Below are 24,074 nucleotides of genomic sequence, written 5' to 3' on the forward strand. Positions count from 1 at the left end.
TAGCTCCCTAAGTTTTTGTTGCATCGTGCAGTGCCGCAATGCCCGAAACGCCCGCGTTGGCACCAAGCGCGGCAGGGCGAAGTTCAGGCTGCAGTTCCAGCCTCAACCCTTTGAGATGTGATTTCACGCGATCCAGATAGATCGGCACCAGCCCGATGCCGCCCCCGATCACGATATGCGCGGGATCAAGGATAAGCTTGATATCTGCGCAAAGTGCGGCGACGCCCTTGGCTGAGGCATCAAAGATACCCTCGGCCCAGGGCACACCGTTTTTGGCCTGTTCGAAGATCTCTGGGACAGTCAGATTGTGGCCAAGCGCGCGCGCCTGGCGTTCCATTGCTTTGCCGGAAATCCGGTCTTCCAGACGCTCGCCAGAAATGCCGCGCGTTTGTCCGAAATGCCCCGAAAGACCAGATGCGCCAATTAACAGGCGCCCGTCCGCAATGATGCCGCCGCCGACACCGGTCGAGATTGTCAGGAAGACCATATCCCATCCCAAGTCGGCCCCGAACGCGAATTCGCCGTATGCGGCTGCCTGCGCGTCATTTGCCAGAACCGGAACATGCCCGAAACGGTCCGCTACGCGATCTGACAGCGGATACCTGCCATCAATATCCAGCGTCTTGTCGTTCAGCGCCGACCAAATCCCACTTGCAACGTGGCCGGTCACCGCAAAGGCCACTCCGTCATAGCGCCCGTGCCAATCACCGACGCGGCCCTGAATATCGTCAAGCATCTGATCTGGCGTTGCCCCGGTACGGGTGGGGAACGAACGCACGTCGCGCAACTGCCCGCCGTCGGCCAGCGCCGCCAGCGTTTTTGTTCCACCAAGGTCAATGGCAAGGATTGTCATTTGTCGCCATTCCGCTGGGACATCGCGGCGCGGATATCGCGCGCGAACCAGGATGTGATGTGTTCCGGTCGCGTGATGGCCGAACCGACAACCACAGCATCCGCGCCCGCAGCGATGGCCTGCGCTGCAAGGTCGGGCCGGTTATAGCGTCCTTCCGCCACAACAAACCTGCCAAGCCTGGCCGCAGACCGCACCAGCGCAAGATCAGGCTCGGTCGGGGCCGGGGCATCAACATAGCCGGACATGGTCGTCCCAAGAAGCGCACAGCCCAGTTGCGCCGCCTTACGCATTTCTTCGCTGGTCGAGCAATCGGCCATCGCCAGTTTTCCATGCCCGTGAACCGTATTGGCCAGAACCTCGCACCGTTCGGGTCGCGCCCGGTCGGTCGCGTCAAAGGCAATTATGTCAGCGCCCGCCTGGGCCAGCGCGTCCACATCTTCGATGGTCGAGGTGATCCGCACAGCGGTATCAGGACGGTCACTTTTTATCAGCCCGATGATCGGCACATCCGTGACCTTGCGAACGGCACGCAGATTGTCAGCCCCTTCGATGCGAAGCCCGCACGCCCCACCCGCCAAAGCGGCAAGTGCAAAACGCGCCACGATGTCCGGCTGATCCAGCGGGCCGGATGGAACCGGCTGGCATGAAACGACAAGCCCTTCGCTGAGTTGTTTCAATAGCTGATGCACACGGCGTCCCCCATGCCAGTCAGACAACACCACTTACATACCAGTAGTCAATGTTCAGCCAACTGGTATGGACCAAGATGCTTGGGCAGGACCCACCATGGCAGTTTGTCGGAGGGCAAGCGCCTGGCCCTAGATCAACTGCCCGGTGCTGAGGTCTGAAACGAAGTCATATCGTTCACCATGATAGCGCGTTTCGGTAAATTCCACCGTTCGCCCATCCGCCAGAAAGCAGCGTCGTTCGATGATCAGCAATGGCTGGCCGACGTCACTGTCCAAAGCATCAGCCTCGGCGCGGGTCATCACGCCGGCCCGAATCCGCTGGACCCCACGCGCGGGCGCGAAACTGGCATTTCTCAATGCTTCGTAAAGCGAGTCCTTGACCAACTCATGGCTGTGAAGAAATGCCTGGGGGACTGTCGCACGCTCAATCGCGATGGGCAGGTCGTCAGCAAACCTGATCCGCACCAGTCGGACAATCTGATCTGTCGTGGGAACACCCAATGCCAACGACTCGCTGGGCGTCGGCAGCGCCACCTGACGCAGCAGCCACCTTTGCCCCGGTTTGGTCCCCCTGGCGCGCAGTTCTTCCGAAAAGCCGGTAATCGCCGATTCTGTGGAAAAACAACGTGTTGCGGGCGCAGAAAGTAGCGATTTGAACATAGCGCGAGCGCCTTTCTGATCAGGCTTTGCGCGTTTGCTGCGGTGCAGGAAAGATCTTTGCCAGTTTGCGAAGGTTTTGGGCAGTGGCGGCGAGCAGGAATTCGTCATTTGCGCCGCATGGTCCACGTAATCGGAGCCGTCCCAGGCCGAGAATGCGCTTGAGGTGGGCAAAGAGCATTTCGACCTTCTTCCGGAGCTTCACCGAGATCTTGTATTGCGGCGTTTTGGCGATTGCGCGGGCGATGTCGCGAGCGTCCTCATGTTCCTCACGGGTGATCTTACGGGCGTCGGCATTCGGGCAGCACTTCGGCTTGGAAGGACAGGATTGGCAGGTGTGCTTCAGCGCTTGGTACTTGGCCACGCCCTTGCCGGTTGGGCCGCGATTGGGGTCGGAGTAGTTTCGGCGGAACTGCTTCAGAGCCTCGCCTTCCGGGCAGATGTATTGATTGTTCTCGGCATCCCATTCGAAGTCAGCTCGGGACCAGGTGCCATCGGTGCGCCCGGCTTTGTCGAAGACCGGGATGTGCGGTGCGATCTTTTCACCCACCAGCCATCCGAGCATGGGTCCCGATCCGTAGGCGGTGTCGGCGATCAGCCGTTCGGGATGAAGATCGAAGCGCTCTTTGGCCCGCTTCAGCATCGTCTTGGTTGACCCCACCTCGGCTTGACGGATCGACCGTGTCGCTTCCACGTCGACGATGACACCATGATCGGTATCGATGAGATAGTTGTCGGAGTAGGCAAAAAATGCGGGACCCTTACGCGCCGCCGTCCACTGGCTGGCTGGGTCGGAATAGGACGTGAACTTTGGCTCGACCGGTGTCGCTGCTCCGAATGCGGCCTCATCCAGAGTGTCGAGATACTCGCGGACCGCGCGGGGTGCAGCGTCTGCATCGATCCGCGCAATGTCCCATTCTTCCTTTGGCGCAGAGTACTGCTTGTTGGCATCCGCCTCGATCAAGCTGGCATCGACGGCCAGGCGCTGACCGCTGACGAGACCTTCGGCGATGCATCGCGCGACCGTGGTCTCGAAGAGATGGCGCAGCAGCTCACTCTCGCGGAACCGACCATGCCGGTTCTTTGAAAAGGTCGAGTGATCCGGCACCCGATCGGCCAGGTCGAGCCGACAAAACCACCTGTACGCGAGGTTCAAGTGTACCTCTTCACAGAGCCGCCGCTCGGACCGGATGCCGAAGCAGTAACCGACGATCAGCATCCGGATCAGCAGTTCAGGATCGATCGAAGGACGACCGGTGTGGCTGTAGAAATCGGCAAGATGGGCGCGGATGCTGCTCAGATCGACGAAACGATCAATCGATCGCAGCAGGTGATCTTGCGGGACATGGTCTTCCAGCGAGAACTCATAGAACAGCGCCGCCTGTGCTTCCTGCCTCGGTCCCATCATGGCTGATCCTCCCGCTTGTTGAGAGGATTGAATCAGCGCCATAGCCCTCGATCAAGCAGGAGTTTTTCAACAAAATTAGCAGACAGCGTCTTTTCGACCCGAGGCGTCACGGAACTGCGCGCGCCCTGCCGTCGTTTCAGCAGACCGCTTGCGGCCAGGTCATCCAGAGCGCGCCGAACGGTGACCCGGCTGACGTTCAGACGGCTTGCAAGCGTCCGCTCACTCGGCAGGACACCATTGGTGCCCAGAACGCCGACGTTCACAGCCTCGGCCAGGGCACCGGACAGTTTTTGATACAAGGGCGATGTGCTGTCCTTGCGATCAAGATACTCGATCAGGAAATCAATTGCCGGATCTGCCTTGGCCATGTTCGCCCCCGTTGCATCTGGTATGCTTCAAGATTGAACTGGTATGCAAGGCGTTTGGTGGGCTGATGGGTCGAAGGCGGATTCTGTCGCAGGGCCCCTCAGGCGGAACCCGAGGTGTTTTGATCCGCAAAGAACTGGTCGTCAAACGGCAGGCATAGCTGTTTACCACCGGCCTCTGTCACTTTAAGCGCCCCGTTCCGAACCGTAATTCGATCAATGGCATTCCACTGGTCCGGTCGTGCAACCGCGACTATTGCGTGGCGGATTTCAACGACGTGATCCGCCCCGAGGTTGAGGGCCGTGGGAACCCCAAGCTCTGTCAGCTGGCTGGGTTCAAGGCTGCGCCGGTGACCGCTATGCAATCCGCTGCATCCGTCCTCGATCCCCAAAACCCCCTGCTGCCCTTCCCACGGCGGATCACGAAGCGAGCCATGGGCAAACCATTGCATCGTTGTCGGCAATACCGCCGCATCGCGCAGCACGATCAGGATGTCGTCTTCGGCATTGCGCAACACAGCGGTCCAGCCAATCTGCTGGGTCTGGGCGTCGATCAATGCAACAAAATCATCGTGGCAGTGTGAAAGCGGAAAACGTGTCAGATCCGCGATGCCCGTCAGAGCCGGAAAGCGGGTCAGATCATCTGACTGTGCCGGATATTGCAAGGCATTCATGTCCGTGCCAACCACCGCGTCGGGCGTCAGCGCCAGCCGTTTCGGGGAATGACTGATTTGCCCGCCGTCCCGCATATGGGTCACCACGTGATGCGCCACCGGAATCGCGCCAGATCCGCCAACGAACCAATGACGCTGATACAGAACCGGCGCATCGGGCGCACAGCGCAGGTGTTTGAAAAGCCTGGCGCCCAGGATCTCACGGTTCAGCGCAAAGATCGCCTCCGCTTCGCTGATATCCTCTGTCAGCGACCAGGCGCTATTGGCCGACCACCCATGGAGCGGTGCGGGTTCAATATCGCTGTCAGCAAAGGGCGCGCAGAAAAAATCGCCCGACAAACACCGCTCCACCGGCGGGTCATGGCTGATCGCCTGATCTGCCCAGGGCGCGGTAAAAAGCGGGGTCAGCCTGCGGTTGTCATGCTGCGCGGCGAAACCTCGTAAATGACCAACACGAAGATCCAGCGCGACCGATGCGCAGGGGCTGTGAAGCTGATGAAACATGGCTTTGGCGGACCAACCCTAGAACGTCGCCGTCACCCCGCCATCCACGGGCAGATTTGTACCCGTTACATAGGCGGCGGCATCCGACAACAGAAACGCAACAGGCCCGGCGATCTCCTCTGGCATGGCGGCGCGGCCCAGGGGGATCTTGCGGTGCTTGAGGTACACGGTTTTGAAATAGTCGGTTTCATGCTCGTGCCCGCCATCGGGCAGAACCGCCATGCGCGTGTCGATGAACCCGGGCGACACCGCGTTCACGCGGACGCCGTAGGACCCAAGATCGCAGGCAAGGCAGCGTGTCAGGTTCAGCACGGCACCCTTGGCCATCGAGTAAGGCACCGTTTCTTCAGACCCAACCATGCCCATGATCGAGGCGATGTTCACAATCGCCCCCTTGCTGGCGCGCAACGCAGGCGTTGCCACCTTGCACATGACCATAACGCTGGATTGGTTGGTGGCAATGACCTGTTCATAACGCGCGATGTCCAACTCGTCCCAGGCCGAAACATCGACGATGGCGGCGTTATTCACCAACCCGTCGAGCTTGCCATGTTCGCCCAACACATCGCAGACCAGATTGGCGCAATCTTCAGCGACGGAGACATCGCATTGGTGGATGCTGCTATCTGCACCCAGCCCGTCCAGCGCCTGCAATTCATCAAGGTCGATATCCGCCAGTGCAACCGTTGCCCCCTGCGCGATCAGATGCCGGGCGATGCCCAATCCAATGCCGCGTGCCGCTCCGGTGACGAGGTAGGTTTTGTTTTGCATCGCGCGCCCTTTCTATCCGGCAATTCCCTGGGTGCGACCGCGTGTAAACAGCGCAAGCAGCGCGGTCAGCAACGCGGTAAAGATCAGCACAAGCGTGACCAGCGCCGATATCTCTGGTGTAAAGCCATAGCGCATCATCCCGTACAACCGGATTGGCAGGGTCAAACCGTCGCCGATCAAAAACAGCGTGATCATGGTTTCATCGAACGAAATCGCAAAGGACATGATCGCGGATGTGGCCAAGGGCAGTTTCAGTTGCGGCAGCACGACGGATCGGAAGCTATGCCAGGGCCCTGCGCCAAGATCCCGCGCGGCCCAGACCAGTGCGGGGTCAAGCGCAGACAGCCGCGCCTGAAGTGTGCGGAACCCGATCGCCAGGATGAAAACCACATGACCCACGATCACCGCATTGGTGCCGCGGGCGATTCCGGCCTCTTTCATGGCGATCAACAGGGACATGCCGGTGACAATCGGCGGCAGCAGAAACGGCAGGAACACAAGGGTTGAAATCGCGCCAGCCTCCCACCGGGGGGTGCGTTGACGGGTCACATAGACCGCGATCAGCAGGCCCAGCCCCAGGGACACCGCGACCGAGATCGCCCCGACCTTCAAAGAGCTTAGAACGGCCAATCCGATCCCTTCGTTGGACAGCAGCTTGCCGTACCAGTCGAAGGAAAAACTTGACCAATTGACCTTGCCCCGACGTACCGTGAAGAACGAGGTCAGCACCACCATCAGGATCGGCGCATAGAAGATGAATATCGTTGCAACTGCGATGCAGTTCAGCGTGATGCGCGCAGGTTTCATGGGGCATTCCTTCGCATCCAACGCGGATTGCCGATCCATCCTGCCAGTGCAATGACGGCAAAGGAAATCCCCATCAGCACCAATGACAGGGCCGCGCCAAGCGGCCAGTTATAGGCGATGCCGAATTGCGAGAATATCAGGCGTCCGTAGGTAAGCCCGTTGACGCCTCCGACCAGTTCGGGGGCCAGGAAATCGCCGACGCTCAGCACGAAGGTGAACATGACGCCGACAATCGCCGAGGGCAGCGAAAGAGGCAGAATGATCTTCCAGAATATGCGGCCGCTGCATGCGCCCAGATCACGCGCCGCCTCAATCGTCGAGGTCGAGATACGTTCAAGCCCGACGAATGTGGTCAGGATGCAAAACGGTGCAAGCGCAAAGGCCAGCGTCATGCGAACCGACGTCAGGTTGAACAGAAAGACCGACAGCGGCGCGTCGATTACGCCGGTCCAGATCAGGAATTGATTGAGGAATCCGGTATGCCCCAATAGCCCGCGCATGGAGTATATCTTGATCACGTAGCTCATCATCAGCGGGATCGCGATGGCGAAGATCAGCAGATATTTCAGGAACGGACCGCGCCGCCAGATAAACATTGCGACGACATAGCCCAGAACAAAACAGACGCCGGAAACCTGTGCGGCGATGAACACGGTTTTGACCAGTACCTTGCGATAGACCGCGTCGCTCACAACCTCGATATAATTGGCAAATGACATGCCATAGACGATCTTGCCGCCCTCAACCGAAAACAGCCCGTAAACCAGAAATGCGGCAATCGGTAACAGCACAGCGCAAAGCAGCAGCGCCCAGATAGAAATTCTCCACAGCTGTTCGGGAAGGTTTGCGGGCATCAGCCGGCCCCGTCGGGGATGACCGCAAAGGCATCAAAGGGCAGGCTTAGGTTGACGTTTTCCGTGATTGCAATCGCTGCGCCGGTGCCTGCACTGCGCAGTGTGATCTCGTGCCCTGTTTCGGTTCGAAATATCATGATCGTGTTGTCGCCATGAAATTGTCGGTCAATCAGGGTTGCATTGACTTGCATTGCCTGGTCCGACGGGCCGATCTTGATGGCCTCGGGGCGGATGCTCAGCACCGAGCCCACGTTCGCCTGAATGGGCACGGCCCCCAATTCGGTCTGGCCCGGACCAGTGACACGGATCAGATTGTTAAGCCCGATGAATTCCGCCACGAATTGGGTATTTGGCGCGTGATACAACGCGTCAGGCGTGTCCACCTGTTCAATCCTGCCCCTATTCAGGATGCAAATCCGATCAGAGAGTGAGATCGCCTCGTCCTGGTCGTGGGTGACAAAGATGAAGGTCAGACCCAGATCGCGATGCAGCTCTTTCAGGAAGCGCTGCATCTGGCCGCGCAATGAGGCGTCGAGCGCCGATAAGGGTTCGTCCAGCAAAATGACGCTGGGTTCGCAAACCAATACGCGCGCCACGGCAACCCGCTGTTGCTGACCGCCGCTTAGCTGGGCCGGGAAGGCGGACAGGCGATCCGCCAGACCGACCCGGTCAACCATCTCGGTCACGGTTTTTTTCAGCGCATCGCCGCTGATCCCCTTCACCCGCAATCCGAACGCGACATTGTCGAACACGTTCATATGCGGAAATAACGCATAGCCCTGAAACACGGTGTTGAACGGGCGCTGTTCCATCGGATCGCCCGCAATATCGCGACCGCCGAAGTGGATGTGCCCGCGGTCCGGTGCCTCGATCCCGGCGATCAGTTTCAGCAAGGTGGTCTTGCCCGATCCGCTGCCGCCAAGAAGCGAGAAGAATTCGCCCTGGCGAATGGTCAGATCAATCTGATCCAACACCCAGGTCTTCCCGTATCGCTTGCCGATCTGATCGAGGGTCAGGTCCATCGCGTCACGCCTGAGCATAGGCCCGAACGGCATCCCAGTTCAGCGTGACGCCATATCCAGGTGCGTCATCCAGGCCGGTGATCACCCCGTTCTGCATCGTCGCACCGCCCGTCGTCAGTTCCTTGCGCAGCGTTTCCACGCAAAGTTCCTGGGGCAGGAATTCGATAAATTTGCAGTTGGGCGTCACGGCTGCGAAATGTGCCGTCGCAGTTGTCGAGATCCCTGTTTTCCAACAATGGGGTACAATGGTCAGCCCTTTTTCGGATGCCATGTCAGCGACTAGCAAAGCCTCGGTCATGCCGCCGACGCGACCGACATCAGGTTGCGCGACCGAGATTCCGCCACGGTCCAACAGATCCGAAAATTCATGCCGCGTCGCCAGCCATTCGCCGGTGGCAATCGGGATATTCACAGCCTGGGCCAGTTTCGCGTGCTCCTGCAAGTCATCACACCAGACCGGTGTTTCAACGAAGAACAGATCGAAATCTTCCCAGTCTTTCATGACCGGCGCTGCTGTGGCGGCGTCCGGGAACATATATTGGACATCGACCATCAGCGTAATATCGGGGCCGACGGTGTTGCGCACGTCAGCGATCAATTGCGTGTGGCGGTCATAGGGTTCGTGCATGCCGTCATGGGCATATGGCCCGTTCATGGTAACCTCGGCCTTCATGGCGCGGAACCCTAGTGCCTTTGCCCGTTCGGCATTGGCGGATTGTGTTGAAAAACTCCGAAATCAGAGCGTCGCGGATTTCTTGCGAAAACCTATGAAGCGAAATAGTCGGAAAGCTTTGACCACGAGACAGCGCATGGCTGCGCGTGAGCGCATGTAGGCGATTTGGGCCGACCCCCGCGCCAAAAATTTAGGATCGGGCTGCATGGAAAGAAAAATCATCGTTCAGGCCCTAAAACGGAGTTTTTCAACACAATCGGCGCAAAGCGCCTCGCGGTATTCGTGATAGCTGGCGCCTTTTGGTTGCAGCGACGCATAGGGCACCACCGGATCGGGGCGCTTTTCGCGCCCCAGCAGCTGCCAGACAGGTTTGTTTTCCCGCTTGCCCCGCAGATCCCACAGCGCCATTTCAAGCGCGCCCAAAGCGTGGATGACCGCGCCGCGGCGGCCATTCATTGCCGTGCCGATATAGGCGCGTTCCCAGAATGCGCGAATGTCCGTGATGGGTTCGCCAAGCAGAATGTCACGCAGCCCCAAACCCATCGTGTGGGTGCCTGGCGCATCAATACACGCGCGACCGATCCATGGGTTTACGTCTGATTCACCGATCCCCTGAACCCCATCTTCGTCTTCGATGACAACCAGCAGATTGTCTTGCGCGGAAGATGTTAACGTCTCATCAAAATCGTTCGCCAATAGGACGTGCACATCAAGTGATCTAATTTTCATCATTGAACCCCGGAATGAAAATCTGCCGGAGCATTGCCCCGGCAGATGACAAGACTGCGACTTAATTGGCAGCCTTAACCTCATTCCACAGCCGGACACGGGCGTCCATATCCTCGACCGGCTTCAGCCATACCAGATTGTCGGCATAGTCCAGACCTTCGGCAGCAACCGTTGTCGGGCCATAGCCATAGCTTGTATTCAGCTGATTGTGTTGAAAAACTCCGAAATCAGAGCGTCGCGGATTTCTTGCGAAAACCTATGAAGCGAAATAGTCGGAAAGCTTTGACCACGAGACAGCGCATGGCTGCGCGTGAGCGCATGTAGGCGATTTGGGCCGACCCCCGCGCCAAAAATTTAGGATCGGGCTGCATGGAAAGAAAAATCATCGTTCAGGCCCTAAAACGGAGTTTTTCAACACAATCAGCTCGGTTCCGACTTCGGGGCGCAGCATGTAATCGGCCCAGGCATGTGCGCATTCCATATCCTTGGCACCTACCGACATCGCCCAGGTGTCAAGCCAGCCAACGGCCCCTTCGCTGGGAATGGAATAAACCGCATTATAGCCGCGTTCCAGCAACAGACCGATCTGCGGTTCGCCCATCGACAGCATCATGGTGGCCGCGCCACTTTCCCAAACCGAAACCCCTTCATCGAAGCCGGCATAATAGCTTAGAAGATTTCCCTTCAGTTCGATCAGCTTGTCACGCACCTGCGTCATCTGATCATCACTCAGGTTGAAGGGGTCATCGAAGCCAAGAAGCAAGGCTGCCATAACGATGTTGTTGTTGGAATCATCCAGTGAAATCACTCGCTGGGCATTCGCCGGATCCCACATGGCGGCCCATGAGGTCGGAGGTTCGGAAAACTCATCAGCGTCATAGATCAGCCCCTGCGATCCCCAGGCGATCGGAATGCCCATCCGGGCTGATCCGTCCATCACTTCGGCCACATTCTGGAACGCAAGCAACAGATTGCCGGTATTTTTCAGCATGCCATCATCATAGGCCTGAAGCAGCCCGGCCTGCGCGTAACGCGGGTACAAGCTGATTGTGTTGAAAAACTCCGAAATCAGAGCGTCGCGGATTTCTTGCGAAAACCTATGAAGCGAAATAGTCGGAAAGCTTTGACCACGAGACAGCGCATGGCTGCGCGTGAGCGCATGTAGGCGATTTGGGCCGACCCCCGCGCCAAAAATTTAGGATCGGGCTGCATGGAAAGAAAAATCATCGTTCAGGCCCTAAAACGGAGTTTTTCAACACAATCAGCTGGTATCGATCGAGATCAGATCGAAATCCGCACCGTCAGACCCCGCCATCTTGGCGAACATTTCATCCACGCCACCGACATAGCTGGCCGTGACCGTGCACCCGGTTGCTGCTTCGAATGGGACGCGCCAGGCATCGTCGGCGTAGCCTTCAAACGCAAGCAGCCGAACTTCGCCCGCCGTTGCCGCACCGGCGGCGGTAAGGGCAGCCAGACATACGGCAAGCTTCAATCCATTATGTTTCATCTTATTTCCTCTCCCAAGTTGTTGTCAGCCAGAAACACTCAATTCCGGGCGGACATGATCGGCGACCAACGCCTCCAGCCCGTCCAGGTAATTGTTCAAAAGGACGTCGCGAAGCCGTTTATGCTTTGGGACAACCTCATCAAGATTTGTCGGAACACAGAGCTCCAATCTGAAGATGATCCGCAACTGAAATTCGAGGCCATGCCAGATGTTGCGGATCAGATCATTGCCAGACAGCGCAATCAGAAAGCTGTGAAAGGCGATGTCGGCTGCGGCGACAGCCGATTGATCACGGGTTTTGCAGGCCCATTTCATCTCTTCAAGAATGGCATTCAGCGCGATGCGATGCTCTTGATCTTGCAGGTGCGGTGCGGCCTGTCGAAAGGCAATCGGTTCCAAGGCTGCCCGCACCGAACGTATTTCGTCAATCTGCGTGGCGGTGAAGGCTTTCACATTCATTCCGCCACGTTCGCGCGCCTCCAAAACACCCTGAGATGCCAGTTGCTTCATCGCTTCGCGCAAGGGAATGCGGCTGACGCCCAGCTTCTTGGAGATCTCGACCTCTCGCACACGCTGGGCGCGCAACAACTCTCCGTTAGAGATCATATCGACGATGCGCGCGGTCATCGGGCCAGAGAATTTTTGGGTGTCCATCAGGGCATGTCACATATTGTATACATTTCAAGTTATGTATACATAGTGCATATGCTGCGTCAACCGAGCATCTGAAATGTCGACTGAACCACAGATCAAACGTCTGCCGCTGCCGCCAGATACGCTTCCGGAATCGCCTTTCTGGCATAAGGCAACCAAACAGCTGTTCTGGGTGGATCACGCGACGCAGGTTTTGCAGCGCTTCTGGTATCCAGAGGGCGATTTTGAACAGATCGCGCTGAAAACAGATGGAAATCTGAGGTTCGTGAAGGCGGTGGATGATGACAGGCTGCTGATCGGTTCTGAGCGTGGACTCTATTACTTCCACCTCTCAAACCGGATGCTGTCCTCGGTTCCGGGCGCATTGCCGCTGACACCGGCGACCTGCATCAATGACGGCGCGGTCGGCCGCGATGGCCTGATCGCAATCGCCATAAGTGATATTGCGGAAACATCGCCAACCGGCGGATTCTATTTGCAGCGTGCAGATGGATGGGTCTGTATCTGCGATCAGATCATCGTCGCCAACGGGCCTGCCTTCAGTGTGGATGACAAGCGGCTCCACCTCTCTGACACATTCGGCAGGCGTATTCTGCAGTTTGACATCGACAAGGGCGAAGTCACCTCGCATCTGAAAATGGCGGAAACAACGGCCTATCCTGATGGCCTGTTCGTCGACAAGAATGACGCCCTTTATGTCAGCTACTGGGGCGGTGGGCGCATTGATGTTTATGCTGATGGGCAACGCACTACCCGTTTCCAGGGCTTTCCGCTGCCCAATGTCACCTGCTGCTGCCTGGTTCAGGAAGCCAATTCAACTCACCTCATCGCCGCAAATTGTGCCGATGATCTGAACGACGCAAACGGTCTATATCGGCTGCGCGGTATCTGAAGGCGGCCCAAGGGAAGTGAGCCGGTGGATTTCCTCGCCATCACGCCGCGAAGATTTGCATTTCGTCACATCTGACTCGCATTATTTGATAATGTCAAATTAAAGACCGCAATATCAAAATATCTTGCTATTATTGCCATCGAGATCAACCCTTGGGAGGGAAAGCGATGGTGACGATGAAGTTCGAAAGCTCGGATCAGATCGGAAGGAACCTGCACCAGGGGGGTGTATCCCCTGCGGGCGACGATCAGCGGGGACGCACGATTCAGTCGGTTGACCGGGCATTGCATGTGCTTGAGACGATCGCCGAAGCCTCTGACGATATTACGGTTTCGGAAGTGTCCGAACGGGTCGGCCTGAATGTTTCGACCTGCCACCACCTGATTACGACGCTGGTCTATCGTGGATATGTGACCCATGTCAGTCGAAGCTGCGGCTATGCCCTTGGCCCAAAACTGGCCGAGCTTGTCGAAACCTCGGAAAAGGAATCGGATCCCGCAATTCTGTTGGAGCCGGACCTGCGAGAGCTTGGCGCCCGGCTGGGTCACGGGGTTCAGTTTGCTGTTCTCAGCGAAACCTCTCTGCTGACCAAGCTGAGCGTTCCAAACAGCGCCGACAACGTTGTCGAGCCTGATGAAGTCAGAAAAATGACCGCCCTGCATGCAACCGCAACCGGCAAGGCGATCCTGGCATGGATCCCGGATACGGAACTGGTGCGGGTGATCTCGGCCAATGGGCTGACGGGATATACACCGCAGACAATTACCACCTTGTCCGGCCTGGTCGAAGAACTGCGACTGGTTCGACGCAGAAAATACGCCGTCGATGATCAGGAATTCGTCGAAGGGATCGTGTGTATCGGCGCGACGATCCGCGAAGGGGCTGGTGCCGTCATCGGATCAATCTCGACCACGGTGTCGGCTGAACGCGCCACAGAAGATTACCGGCAGTACCTGATCAAGGAAGTCATCAGGGCGGCCAACAGTTTTTCCAACAAACTGCGCGACCTGAAAACTTAGCGCAAAACGACAGCGAAGAATGGAGTGCTCTCATGGCTATGCCTGATAACGTCACAACTGATTCAACCCATCCTGTCCCGGATACGATGAAAGCCTGGGTTCTGGGCGATCCCGGCGAACTGACGCTGACGGACAAGCCCGTCCCAGTACCGGGCAAGGCCGAGGTTCTGGTGCGCATCGACGCTGTGGCGATCTGTGCAACCGACCTCGAAATCATTCACCATGGCCCGCCTGCGATGATCGAAGGCGGCGATCCGCACAACAAGAACTTCACGCCGGGACATGAGTACATGGGCACGGTTGTCGCTCTGGGGCCAGGCGTCGATGAGTACGAAATCGGAGAGCGTGTGACCGTTGAAATCCACGCGGGTTGTGGACAGTGCAAGCGCTGCCGCGAAGGCATGTACACCTCGTGCCACAACTACGGCAAAAACTATGGCAATGTGGACAAGGGTCACCGCGCCAACGGCTTCACCACCGATGGCGGCTTTGCCGAATATGCCGTGAACAACATCAACACGCTGGTGCATGTGGACGACAACATGTCGGACGAGGAAGCAACACTTGTCGTGACCGCTGGTACCGCCATGTACGGGCTGACCGAACTCGGTGGTCTGGTTGCCGGCGAAAGCGTCGTGGTCACCGGTCCCGGACCGATTGGTCTGATGGGTGCAGCCGTGGCCAAGGCGCTGGGCGCGCAGCCGGTGATCCTGACCGGCACCCGCGACAACCGGCTGGAGATCGGCAAACAACTGGGCGCCGACCATGTCATCAACGTGCGTAACGAAGATGTCGTCGAAAAGGTGCGCGAACTGTCGGGCGGAAAAGGCGTCGACTATGTGGTCGAATGCGCCGGTGCGCCAGACGGCGTGAACCAGGCAGCGCAGATGCTGAACCGGGGCGGCAAGCTGTGCCTTGCGGCGTTCCCGGGCAAGCCGGATGAAATTGATGTCGCTTATCTGGTGCGCAACAACATCTACCTTTTCGGCATTCGCGGCGAGGGCAAGACCGCCACCCACCGGGCCGAGGCATTCATGCGCCAGAAGCGGTTCGATGCCACGCTGATTCACACCCACACCTTCGACATGGCCGACCTGAAAGAGGCGCTGCGCTATGCCAAGGACCGGGTCGAGGACGCGATCAAGGTCGTCGTCAAGAACCCGCGTGCCGAAGCCAGCAAAGTGGCCGCTGAATAAGCACACCAGAGGAGGCAAGCCATGCTGACCTGCGATCAATATCACATGCCGACAACCCTGGCCGAGGCGCTGACGCTTTGGTCGGGCGCGGCGAAGGGAAGTCGGCTTATCGCGGGCGCGACAGATATCCTGCCCTGGGCCCGTGAGGGGCGCGCCGGTGACGTGCATTTGCCGGAACTGGTCGATGTGACCCGGATTGACGAATTTGCAGGATACGCATTCGAAAACGGGCGTGTTCGGCTGGGCGCGCGCACGGTCTATCAGGATTTTCTGACGGACCGGACGCTGATGCGTTCTCTGCCCTGCATGCCCCATTGCGCGATCTGGTTTGCCGATGATCAGATCCGCGAACAGGCCTCGGTCACGGGCAATCTGGTTAATGCGTCGCCGGTGGCGGACGGCACGCCCGCCGTGGTCGCCCTGAACGGCGAGATCGAACTGGCACGCCTTGACGGCGACACCATCCTGCGCCGCCTGGTGCCGGTTGCCGGATTTATCGAAGGCCCGGGCCGGACGCAGATCGCAGAAGACGAAATAGCAACCGCCGTCATTCTAGACACCGCCAACGGCTATGGCGGGTCGTTCCAGAAGGTCGGTCAGCGCCGCTCGCTGGTGATCTCGGTCGCCTGCGCGGCTGGCCTGGTGAAGGCTGACAGCGATGGCCGCGTGTTCGAGGACGTGCGCCTGGCGCTGGGCGGCGTCGGGCCCAGCCCGATCCGTTTGCGCGATGCTGAACGCGCACTGCGCGGCGAACGCATCTCGCACCGGTTGATCGAACAGGTCGCGCAGACCGCCGCTGACACCGTCGGATCGCGCAGCCGCCAGGACTACCGCCGCGAGGTCGTGGTGAATTTCGTGCGCGCCGCGATCGAAGACGCCCTGGTCAACCAACCCGATGTGGACATCAAATTCGAAGACGCGAAGGAGCAGGCAAATGCCTAAGCTGACCATCGACGCAGAAGTAAATGGCCGAAAGATATCGCGAGACACCGCTCCGCACAGCCGGTTGCTGGATTTCCTGCGCGAGGATCTGAACCTGACCGGCACCAAGGAAGGGTGTGGCGCCGGGGAATGCGGAACCTGTTCGGTATTCGTGGACGGTAAGCTGGTAAAATCCTGCCTGATGCCGGCCGCCAAAACGCAAGGTGCAAAGATCGAGACCATCGAAGGCCTCGCCACGCCCGGCAACCTGACACCGGTACAGCGCGCCTTTCACAAGACCGGCGCCAGCCAGTGCGGTTATTGCATTCCGGGCATGGTCATGGCGGCGACATCTGCGTTGCGTGAAAACCCCAATGCTGATATTGAAGAAATAAAAGAACGTCTGGGCGGCAACATCTGTCGCTGCACCGGTTACACCAAGATCTTCGAAGCGGTCGAAATGGCCCGCGACGTCATCGCGGGCGATCTGCCTGATGCGGCGCTGGAAGAGGACAGCGTCGGGGACAGCTATATCGGGGCCAACGTCCGCCGGCTTGATGCGCCGTCGAAAGTGTCAGGACGGTTGAAATACGCTGCCGACATGAAAATGCACGACATGTTGCAAATGCAGGTGCTGCGGTCACCGCACGCGCATGCCAGGATCATTTCAATCGACACCGCCGAGGCCGAAGCAATGGACGGCGTGGCCTGTGTGATTACGGCCAATGACGTGCCGGGCAACGATGGCTTTGGTGTATTTGTCCACGACCAGCCCATCATGGCCCGCGACAAGGTGCGCCACGTGGGCGAGGCTGTGGCAGCCGTTGCAGCCGAGGATCATCTGACGGCCCGGCGCGCGCTTGAAAAAATCAAGGTCGAGTACGAAGAACTGCCGGGCCTTTATGACCCTGCTGAGGCGATGAAGCCCGGTGCCCCGGTCATTCACGATTATGCGCCCGACAATCTGGTCAAGCATATTCCGGTCCGCAAGGGCGACCCCGAAAAGGGTTTCGCCGAGGCGGACCTGATATTGGAAGACGATTTCGGTACGCAACAGGTGGAACATGCCTATCTCGAACCGGAAGCAGGGATTGCCTATGTCGATCCCGATGACGTGGTTGTGGTGATTTCTCCCTCCCAGAACATCACCCACCACCGTCATATGCTGGCCGAGATCATCGCCAAGCCGATCAACAAGGTGCGCTTTATCATGAGCCCTGTTGGCGGTGGCTTCGGCGGCAAGGAAGACATGATCTATCAGGGCATGCTGGCCCTTTGCGCGATGAAGACACACCGTCCGATCCAGCTGAACTTCACGCGTGAGGAAAGCCTCATCGCCTCGGCCAAGCGGCACCCGTCGAAAGTTCACTACAAGATGGGGCTACGGTTCGATGGGCGGATCACGGCGATTGCCTTTGACATGCTGTCCGATGGCGGCGCTTTCGGGATGTCCAGCGAAGGCGTGATGCGCAAGGCGGCGATCCTGTCCTGCGGGCCTTACGAGGTCGACAACCTGAGCGTCGATACCCGCGCGGTTTACACCAACAACACACCGTCAGGTGCGTTCCGCACCTTTGGCGGCATGCAGGCGCAGTTCGCCACTGAAAGCATGATGGATATGGCGGCTGAGGCGCTCGATATGGATCCGTTTGAAATCCGGCGGATCAACATGATGAAGATCGGCGCGCGGACCCACACGCAACAGAAGCTGGAAACCGCATCGCTGGATCGGGTTCTTGATGCGGCGGAACAGGCGTCGCGCTGGGAAAAGGGTGCGCCGAAGGTGCGTGGTGCGACGCGAGGCGACCTGAACGGCCCGGACACGCGCCAGCCCTGCACATTGGGCGCGCGGATCAAGGACGCCGACACCGACAGCGACAAAACCGAAAAGGTGGCATGATGACCCGGATGAAGCGTGGCCGTGGTATGGCGGCAAGCTGGTACGGAATTGCACGCACAGCGACGATCGATCGCGCCGGCGCATGGGCCGAACTGGATGACGGCGGCACAGCCAAGGTTGTCACCGGCGTGACCGAGATCGGAGAGGGTATCCTGACCGTTCTGGCGCAGATTGCCGCTGATGAACTTGGCATCAAGCCCGGCGACGTGACCATTGGTGACAACGACACCGCGCGCTCACCCGAGGCGGCGCATGCAGGTGCCACGCGCCAGACCTATATGATCGGCAATTCGGTGGCCTTGGCCTCGCGCGAGGCACTGAAGGTGCTGTTCGAAGAAATCGCCGACCACTGGGATGTCGAGGTCGATGTCCTGCGCGCCTTTGATGGTGAGCTTTGGGCGATAGACACCAACTTGCGGATGACCATGGAAGACGCAGTTGCCACCTGCAAGGCGCGCGGCGTGGTTCCGGTGGGGGCGGCCTCGTTCACCGCGCACGGGACCGGGCTGGATCCGGTGGATGGCTCTGGTAGCCCCTGGCAGGCCTATGTTTTCGGCACCCAGGTGGCCGAGGTCGAGGTGGACACCTGGACCGGTGAAGTTCAGGTGCTGGGCATCTGGGCGGCGCATGACGTTGGCCGCGCAATCAATCCGCGCGGCGTTGAGGGCCAGATCGAAGGCGGTGTCGTGCAGGGCCTGGGACAGGCGCTGATGGAAGAATACATCACCGACAAAGGCCACGCTGTGACCCACGGGTTCGCCAAATATATCCTTCCGACCTCGCTGGATATTCCGCAGATCAATTCGATCATCGTCGAAGATCCCGATCCCAAGAGTCCCTTGCGGGCCAAGGGGATCGGCGAACCATCACTGGTGCCGACCGCACCGGCGATCATGAACGCAATTTACGACGCCATCGGTGTACGGATCAAAACGCTTCCGGCCACGCCCGAGAAGATCCTGAAATCACTTCGCGAACATGTGCCCGGACGCACCCAGATTGCGCAGGAAAACCGACAATTACGCGCAGAGGCCGCACGAAATGGTGCGGTAACGGCCTGATCCACTCGGATCAGGCGAATAGTCAACAAAAAAGGGAGGAAGACATGAATTTCAATCTCAAACTCAAAGGCGGTCTGATTGCTGCGATATCGTCAGCGGTGATCGCATTCGGCGGGGCTGCGCAGGCGGAATATCCCGAGAAACCGGTCGATATGACGGTCCTGTTCGGAGGTACTGCCAACACCATCGCGCAGTTGCTGTCCGAGCTGATGTCCGACGAACTCGGCCAGCCCGTGGTTCCGGTCAGCCGCACGGGGGGCGGTGGCGCTGTCGGGTATTCCCATGTCGTCGGCACCGCACCGGATGGCTATAACATCGTGTGGAATTCGAACTCGATCAGCACCACGCACCATACGGGCCGGGTGCCGTTCGACTATACCGCCTTCACCCCGATTGCGCGGGTGTCGACCGAGATTCCGGCGCTGGCGGTCAATGCCTCGACCGGTTGGACCAACCTCGACGATTTTGCAGCCGCGGTGAATGCCATGGATGGCAAGCTTAAGGTCGGTATCTCGGGCAAGGGGTCGTTCACGCATTTGACCTCGGCCGCGCTGTTCGACGCCATGGGTCTGACAGACAAAGTCGCCTTTATCTCTTACGGCAAGGGCAAGGCGCCGGTTGAACTGCTGGCAGGGCGTATTGATGCTGCGATTCAGTGGCCGGGTCAGTTCGCCTCTTACGCCCAAGCGGGTGAGTTGAACGTGCTGGCCGTGACCGGGGACGAGCGTGTGGGCGTTCTGCCGGACGTTCCGACCGCGCAGGAACAGGGTGTCGACATCAACATCTCGATGTGGCGCGGTCTGGCTGCCCCGGCAGGGACGACGCGGTCGCGGCGCTGCAAGCTGCGGCAGAGGCCGCCGTGGCAAGCGACACGTTTCAGGAAGCTGCCGGCAACATCGGCTTTTCAGCTGCCTATATGAATGCCGCGGACTTCGGAGCGCTGATCGAAAGCGACGATGCCTTCTATGGGGCGTTGCTGACCGATCTGGGCCTGGCGAAGTAACCGGACCGCGGGAGCGATAAGATGACCAACCGCGTGCAGGATATCGTGCTGGCCACCACGTTGATGGTGCTGGCCGTGATCTGGACCTGGTTGGTCATCGACACCATTCCGCCCGGCTTTGGCGATGGTGAGATTGGCGCGCGGGCATTCCCGCTGGCCTTTGGCATCATCCTTCTGGTGCTGGCTGCCATTCTGCTTTTGCAACTGATGCTGCGACCGGGGCGCCCGGATCAGGGGCCGGTCGATGCGGAACTGCTCGACTCAGACGGCCTGAAGTGGGGTCCGGCACTTTTGCTGCTGGTCGAGATCGGGCTTTACGGATTTCTTTTGGAGAAGATCGGCTTTGTGCTGGCCACCCCGGCCATCGTGCTTTTGGTGATGCTGGTGAACCTTCGGGTACGCTCGGTCACGAAACTGCTTGCGATGGCGCTGGGGCTGACGGTCGGATGCTGGCTGATCTTCGAGAAGGTGCTGGGCATTTATCTTGCCAATGGTATCTGGATGAACATCGGGTAACGGCATGGACCTTTTTCTTCAGGCACTGTCACTGGCGATGACGCCCCTGGCCATTGGCGCCATCGGGCTGGGCGCACTGGTCGGGCTGATCTTCGGGTCGATCCCCGGGCTGACCTTCACGGTTGCCCTGGCGCTGGCGCTGCCGATCACCTTTAGCATGGACCCGGTGCCTGCAATGGGATTGCTGCTTGGAACCTACATTGGCGGCATGACGGGTGGATCGGTCTCGGCGATCCTGCTGGGGATCCCTGGCACACCCTCGGCGGCGGCCACGGTGCTGGACGGCCACCAGATGACAAAACAGGGCGAGGCGTCGATTGCGCTTGGCACGGCGGTCATCGTTTCGGTCTTTGGCAACGTATTCAGCCTTCTGGTGATGATCGTTTCGGTCGATCTTGTTTCAAAACTGGCCATCGGCTTTGGCCCTGCCGAGATTTTCGCGCTGGTCCTGTTCGGAATGTCGACGATCTGCGGGCTTTGCGGAGATTCGCTTTTGAAGGGCCTGATTGCGGGCATCCTGGGGCTGATGATCATGACCATCGGTATCGACGCGATCGAAGGCGTGCCGCGCATGACTTTCGGCAGCATCAACATGCTGCAGGGTGTGAACCTGCTGGTCGCCATGATCGGCCTGTTCGCAGTGCCTTTCGTGATCGAAGCATGCTCCGAACGTTCGGGAAGCACTGCACAGGATGCGCGCGTCGCCCGCGTCAAGGCCGAGCTGCCCAAGATCGGCCTACTGATGCGCAACTTCTGGCTGATGATCCGCTGCTCGATCCTTGGCACCGGCATCGGGGCCATCCCCGGAACCGGAGGGGCCATCGCCTCGTTCCTGGCCTATCACAATGCGCGGCGGTTCTCCAAGACGCCAGAGCGGTTCGGCAAGGGCAACATCGAGGGCGTCATCGCACCCGAAACGGCCAACAATGCCGTTACCGGCGGAACGCTGATCCCGCTTCTGTCGCTTGGCATCCCCGGCGATCCGGCAACGGCGATTGTTCTGGCGGGGCTGATGATCCACGGCATAACGCCGGGGCCGGCACTGTTCATGAACCACGCGTCCGAGGTTTACGGCATCTATGTCGCCGTCGTCCTGGCCTATGTCTGGGTTCTTGGCCTGCAACTGGTCGGCATCCGCATATTCGTCCACGTGCTGAAAATCCCGCGTGAAATGCTGGCCGTTGCGGTTCTGGTCCTATGCGCCATCGGTGCCTATTCAATCCGCAACAGCGCCTTCGACATCTATGCCATGGGTTTGATTGGCGTGCTGGCCTATGTGCTGATCGCGATCCGCGTGCCGATCACGCCGATTATCCTTGGCATGGTGCTTGGCCCGACGCTGGAGAACGAATTCCGCACCGCCATGATGCTGTCCAGTGGCAGCACCGATATCTTCTATACCTCTCCGACCGTTCTGGTCTTCTTCGCGCTCGCGCTGCTGGTCGTTGGCCTGCAATTGAAATCCGAGCTCACGCGGAAAAAGAAACCTCAGGATAAGATCGAGACTTCCGATGCTTGATAAAAACTCTTCGCCGTCCGACGCGGAACAAGCGATGCAGGGCCGCGCCCGTCAACTGGCCACGGCTTGCGTCGACGACGCTTTGCCGGGCGTGATTGAAACCACGCTGTCCGAAGCGCTTGTGATCGGGCTGATGAAGCAAGGCGTGCGCCGCTATTTCGCGATCTTCGGCCACGGGTCGACCGATCTGGGCGAGGTGCTGCGCATCTATGAGGCCGAGGGCGCAGTTGAAGTCATAAACTGCCGCAACGAGGTCGAGATGGCCCATGCCGCCACCGCCTATGCCTGGGTTTATGGCAAAACGCCCGCCGTCATTACGTCGATCGGACCGGGTGGATTGCAGGCCATGGCAGGGTCTTTGGCGGCTGCGTCCAATGGGGTTGGGGTCTATCACATCTACGGCGATGAAACGACCGGCGGTGAAGGGTACAACATGCAGCAGGTGCCAAAGCCCGAGCAGGGCATCTTTGGCAAAATGACCGCGCTTATGGGGCAGTCCTATACGCTGCATACGCCGGGCGCGTTGCGCGAATGCCTGCGCCGGGGGACGTCCTGCGTGCATCACCCCTATAAGGCCGGGCCGTACTTCATCCTTGCACCGATCAACACTCAGCCGCAGCGGATGACCCTGAACATCACCACATTGCCCACACCGGCCCGCGTTCCGGCGATTGCCCCGGTGCGGTCGGACGATCTGGCCGCTGCAGTCACATTTTTGCGCAAGTTCAAACGCATCGCCATCAAGGCGGGGGGCGGAACGCGCCACCATTCCGACGCGGTGCGCCGCTTTGCCCACACCATCGGCGCGCCAGTGGTCCTGTCACCAGGCTCGACAGGTGTGCTGGCCGACAATGATCTGCAGAACATGCATGTCGGCGGGTCCAAGGGCTCAATCTCGGGCAATCATGCGATGGAAAACGCCGATGCGGTGATCATGATCGGCAGTCGCGGCGTCTGCCAGTCGGATTGTTCGGGCATCGGCTATCCGAAGGCCGAGGCTGTGTTGAACATCAACGGTGACCTCGACGATCTGGCGCATTATGCCAACACGATCGGACTTCCCGGCGATATCACCGCGGTGATTGATGCCCTTCTGGCCGCGCTTGGGGCAGATACCGGTGCGCCGGGGCGCGCCGACTGGCTGAGCGATTGCGCGGCGAAGAAAGACGATTGGACCCGTTTCAAGGCGGCCCGCATCAATGCCGCACCGTTGAATGACGATGTCTGGCAGCGCCCGGTCCTGACGCAACCGGCGGCGCTCCACACGGTGTCATCCTTCGCCAACAAGGTTGGTGCGATCAAGTTCTTCGACGCGGGCGACGTGCAGGCGAACGGGTTCCAGGTCGTCGAAGACGCCGCCCCGTTCCAGACGTTCACCGAAACCGGCGCGTCCTATATGGGCTTCTCGGGGTCCGCCCTTCTGGCCAGCGCGCGCATGGATGACGCGAAATACGCCATCGCGTTCACCGGCGACGGATCGTTCATGATGAATCCGCAGATTCTGATTGATGCGGTGGAACACGGCGTGCGTGGCATGGTGGCGCTGTTCGACAACCGTCGCATGGCCGCGATCACCGGGCTGCAACACGCCCAGTATGCGCGCGAGTTCAAAACCAACGACAGCGTGGCGGTCGATTATGTCGCCATGGCCGCAGCGGTCAGCGGCGTGAAGGCACTGCATGGCGGGTTCTGCCGGGCCGATCTGGAAAAGGCGCTGGCAACGGCCCATGCCTATGAAGGTCTGTCGCTGATCCATATCCCGGTCTACGCGGGTCACGATCCGATTGCGGGGATGGGCGCCTATGGGTCGTGGAACGTGGGCAATTGGGTTGATGACGTTGAAGGCCGCTATCAAGCGGTGAAAATCTAAAGAGGCT

General features: G+C 59.2%; 27 protein-coding genes. 12 read left to right on the forward strand and 15 right to left on the reverse strand.

All coding sequences use genetic code 11. From position 1 onward, the window contains the following. Positions 1-7: 7 nt before the first annotated feature. The 11 genes from GKR99_09625 to GKR99_09675 all read right to left on the reverse strand — a co-directional run bounded on the left by GKR99_09625 (position 8) and on the right by GKR99_09675 (position 9,277). On the reverse strand, positions 8-853 hold the full coding sequence (locus GKR99_09625) for an ROK family protein (protein NKB27787.1): 846 nt from the start codon (positions 851-853) through the stop codon (positions 8-10). Further along, the gene (locus GKR99_09630) at positions 850-1,542 is read right to left on the reverse strand and encodes a putative N-acetylmannosamine-6-phosphate 2-epimerase (GenBank protein ID NKB27788.1); all 693 of its coding nucleotides are present in this window, start codon (positions 1,540-1,542) and stop codon (positions 850-852) included. The genes GKR99_09625 and GKR99_09630 overlap by 4 nt, the downstream gene beginning before the upstream one ends. A gap of 129 nt (positions 1,543-1,671) precedes the next feature. After that, the gene (locus tag GKR99_09635) at positions 1,672-2,202 is read right to left on the reverse strand and encodes a UTRA domain-containing protein (protein ID NKB27789.1); all 531 of its coding nucleotides are present in this window, start codon (positions 2,200-2,202) and stop codon (positions 1,672-1,674) included. Between the two features lie 19 nt (positions 2,203-2,221). Further along, positions 2,222-3,607 (reverse strand): IS1182 family transposase, encoded by a 1,386-nt coding sequence (locus GKR99_09640; protein ID NKB27790.1) that lies wholly within the window; start codon positions 3,605-3,607, stop codon positions 2,222-2,224. 32 nt (positions 3,608-3,639) lie between these two features. Next, a complete protein-coding gene (locus tag GKR99_09645; GenBank protein ID NKB27791.1) occupies positions 3,640-3,975 on the reverse strand; it encodes a GntR family transcriptional regulator in 336 nt (111 codons plus the stop codon). A gap of 98 nt (positions 3,976-4,073) precedes the next feature. Beyond that, a complete protein-coding gene (locus tag GKR99_09650) occupies positions 4,074-5,150 on the reverse strand; it encodes a hypothetical protein (protein NKB27792.1) in 1,077 nt (358 codons plus the stop codon). A gap of 18 nt (positions 5,151-5,168) precedes the next feature. Next, positions 5,169-5,921, reverse strand: coding sequence for an SDR family oxidoreductase (locus tag GKR99_09655; GenBank protein NKB27793.1), 753 nt, complete (start codon positions 5,919-5,921; stop codon positions 5,169-5,171). A gap of 12 nt (positions 5,922-5,933) precedes the next feature. Further along, positions 5,934-6,767, reverse strand: a complete 834-nt coding sequence (locus GKR99_09660) for an ABC transporter permease subunit (protein ID NKB27794.1) — start codon at positions 6,765-6,767, stop codon at positions 5,934-5,936. Beyond that, positions 6,725-7,582, reverse strand: a complete 858-nt coding sequence (locus GKR99_09665; protein ID NKB27795.1) for an ABC transporter permease subunit — start codon at positions 7,580-7,582, stop codon at positions 6,725-6,727. Before GKR99_09665 ends, GKR99_09660 begins: the two co-directional genes overlap by 43 nt. After that, positions 7,582-8,604, reverse strand: coding sequence for an ATP-binding cassette domain-containing protein (locus tag GKR99_09670; GenBank protein ID NKB27796.1), 1,023 nt, complete (start codon positions 8,602-8,604; stop codon positions 7,582-7,584). Before GKR99_09670 ends, GKR99_09665 begins: the two co-directional genes overlap by 1 nt. Before the next feature lie 4 nt (positions 8,605-8,608). Continuing rightward, positions 8,609-9,277, reverse strand: a complete 669-nt coding sequence (locus GKR99_09675) for a hypothetical protein (GenBank protein NKB27797.1) — start codon at positions 9,275-9,277, stop codon at positions 8,609-8,611. Here GKR99_09675 and GKR99_09680 point away from each other — a divergent pair. After that, positions 9,276-9,437, forward strand: a complete 162-nt coding sequence (locus GKR99_09680) for a hypothetical protein (protein NKB27798.1) — start codon at positions 9,276-9,278, stop codon at positions 9,435-9,437. The two genes, GKR99_09675 and GKR99_09680, sit on opposite strands and share 2 nt — an antisense overlap. Before the next feature lie 65 nt (positions 9,438-9,502). Here the strand turns inward: GKR99_09680 and GKR99_09685 are convergent, their stop codons facing one another. Beyond that, positions 9,503-10,090 carry a hypothetical protein gene (locus GKR99_09685; protein NKB27799.1) on the reverse strand — a complete coding sequence of 196 codons (588 nt, stop codon included), beginning with the start codon at positions 10,088-10,090 and terminating at the stop codon, positions 9,503-9,505. Between the two features lie 87 nt (positions 10,091-10,177). Between GKR99_09685 and GKR99_09690 the strand changes: the two genes are divergently transcribed. Beyond that, complete coding sequence (locus GKR99_09690; protein ID NKB27800.1) at positions 10,178-10,330, forward strand: hypothetical protein; 153 nt, start codon at positions 10,178-10,180, stop codon at positions 10,328-10,330. A gap of 58 nt (positions 10,331-10,388) precedes the next feature. On the opposite strand, the gene GKR99_09695 is transcribed toward GKR99_09690, so the two are convergent. The 3 genes from GKR99_09695 to GKR99_09705 all read right to left on the reverse strand — a co-directional run bounded on the left by GKR99_09695 (position 10,389) and on the right by GKR99_09705 (position 12,170). Continuing rightward, positions 10,389-11,201 (reverse strand): extracellular solute-binding protein, encoded by an 813-nt coding sequence (locus GKR99_09695; protein NKB27801.1) that lies wholly within the window; start codon positions 11,199-11,201, stop codon positions 10,389-10,391. Positions 11,202-11,267: 66 nt separating this feature from the next. Beyond that, positions 11,268-11,516, reverse strand: coding sequence for a hypothetical protein (locus tag GKR99_09700; GenBank protein ID NKB27802.1), 249 nt, complete (start codon positions 11,514-11,516; stop codon positions 11,268-11,270). Between the two features lie 24 nt (positions 11,517-11,540). After that, the gene (locus GKR99_09705; protein NKB27803.1) at positions 11,541-12,170 is read right to left on the reverse strand and encodes an FCD domain-containing protein; all 630 of its coding nucleotides are present in this window, start codon (positions 12,168-12,170) and stop codon (positions 11,541-11,543) included. Positions 12,171-12,246: 76 nt separating this feature from the next. On the opposite strand from GKR99_09705, the gene GKR99_09710 reads away from it, so the two are divergent. The 10 genes from GKR99_09710 (at position 12,247) to GKR99_09755 (ending at position 24,067) form a co-directional block, all read left to right on the forward strand. After that, a complete protein-coding gene (locus tag GKR99_09710; GenBank protein ID NKB27804.1) occupies positions 12,247-13,062 on the forward strand; it encodes a hypothetical protein in 816 nt (271 codons plus the stop codon). A gap of 167 nt (positions 13,063-13,229) precedes the next feature. After that, the gene (locus tag GKR99_09715) at positions 13,230-14,081 is read left to right on the forward strand and encodes a helix-turn-helix domain-containing protein (GenBank protein NKB27805.1); all 852 of its coding nucleotides are present in this window, start codon (positions 13,230-13,232) and stop codon (positions 14,079-14,081) included. A 32-nt stretch (positions 14,082-14,113) separates the two neighbouring features. Further along, a complete protein-coding gene (locus GKR99_09720) occupies positions 14,114-15,277 on the forward strand; it encodes a zinc-binding dehydrogenase (GenBank protein ID NKB27806.1) in 1,164 nt (387 codons plus the stop codon). Positions 15,278-15,298: 21 nt separating this feature from the next. Beyond that, a complete protein-coding gene (locus GKR99_09725; GenBank protein NKB27807.1) occupies positions 15,299-16,219 on the forward strand; it encodes a molybdopterin dehydrogenase in 921 nt (306 codons plus the stop codon). Beyond that, positions 16,212-18,098, forward strand: coding sequence for a molybdopterin-dependent oxidoreductase (locus tag GKR99_09730; GenBank protein NKB27808.1), 1,887 nt, complete (start codon positions 16,212-16,214; stop codon positions 18,096-18,098). The genes GKR99_09725 and GKR99_09730 overlap by 8 nt, the downstream gene beginning before the upstream one ends. Then, positions 18,098-19,159, forward strand: a complete 1,062-nt coding sequence (locus tag GKR99_09735; GenBank protein NKB27809.1) for a molybdopterin-dependent oxidoreductase — start codon at positions 18,098-18,100, stop codon at positions 19,157-19,159. The genes GKR99_09730 and GKR99_09735 overlap by 1 nt, the downstream gene beginning before the upstream one ends. 44 nt (positions 19,160-19,203) lie before the next feature. Continuing rightward, positions 19,204-20,079 (forward strand): tripartite tricarboxylate transporter substrate binding protein, encoded by an 876-nt coding sequence (locus tag GKR99_09740; GenBank protein ID NKB27810.1) that lies wholly within the window; start codon positions 19,204-19,206, stop codon positions 20,077-20,079. 104 nt (positions 20,080-20,183) lie between these two features. Next, complete coding sequence (locus GKR99_09745; protein ID NKB27811.1) at positions 20,184-20,678, forward strand: hypothetical protein; 495 nt, start codon at positions 20,184-20,186, stop codon at positions 20,676-20,678. A 4-nt stretch (positions 20,679-20,682) separates the two neighbouring features. Beyond that, positions 20,683-22,197, forward strand: a complete 1,515-nt coding sequence (locus GKR99_09750; GenBank protein NKB27812.1) for a hypothetical protein — start codon at positions 20,683-20,685, stop codon at positions 22,195-22,197. Positions 22,198-22,231: 34 nt separating this feature from the next. Then, positions 22,232-24,067 (forward strand): thiamine pyrophosphate-binding protein, encoded by a 1,836-nt coding sequence (locus GKR99_09755; GenBank protein NKB27813.1) that lies wholly within the window; start codon positions 22,232-22,234, stop codon positions 24,065-24,067. Positions 24,068-24,074: the final 7 nt, after the last annotated feature.

This window comes from Paracoccaceae bacterium, from assembly GCA_012103375.1.
Taxonomy (GTDB): Bacteria; Pseudomonadota; Alphaproteobacteria; order Rhodobacterales; family Rhodobacteraceae; genus WLWX01.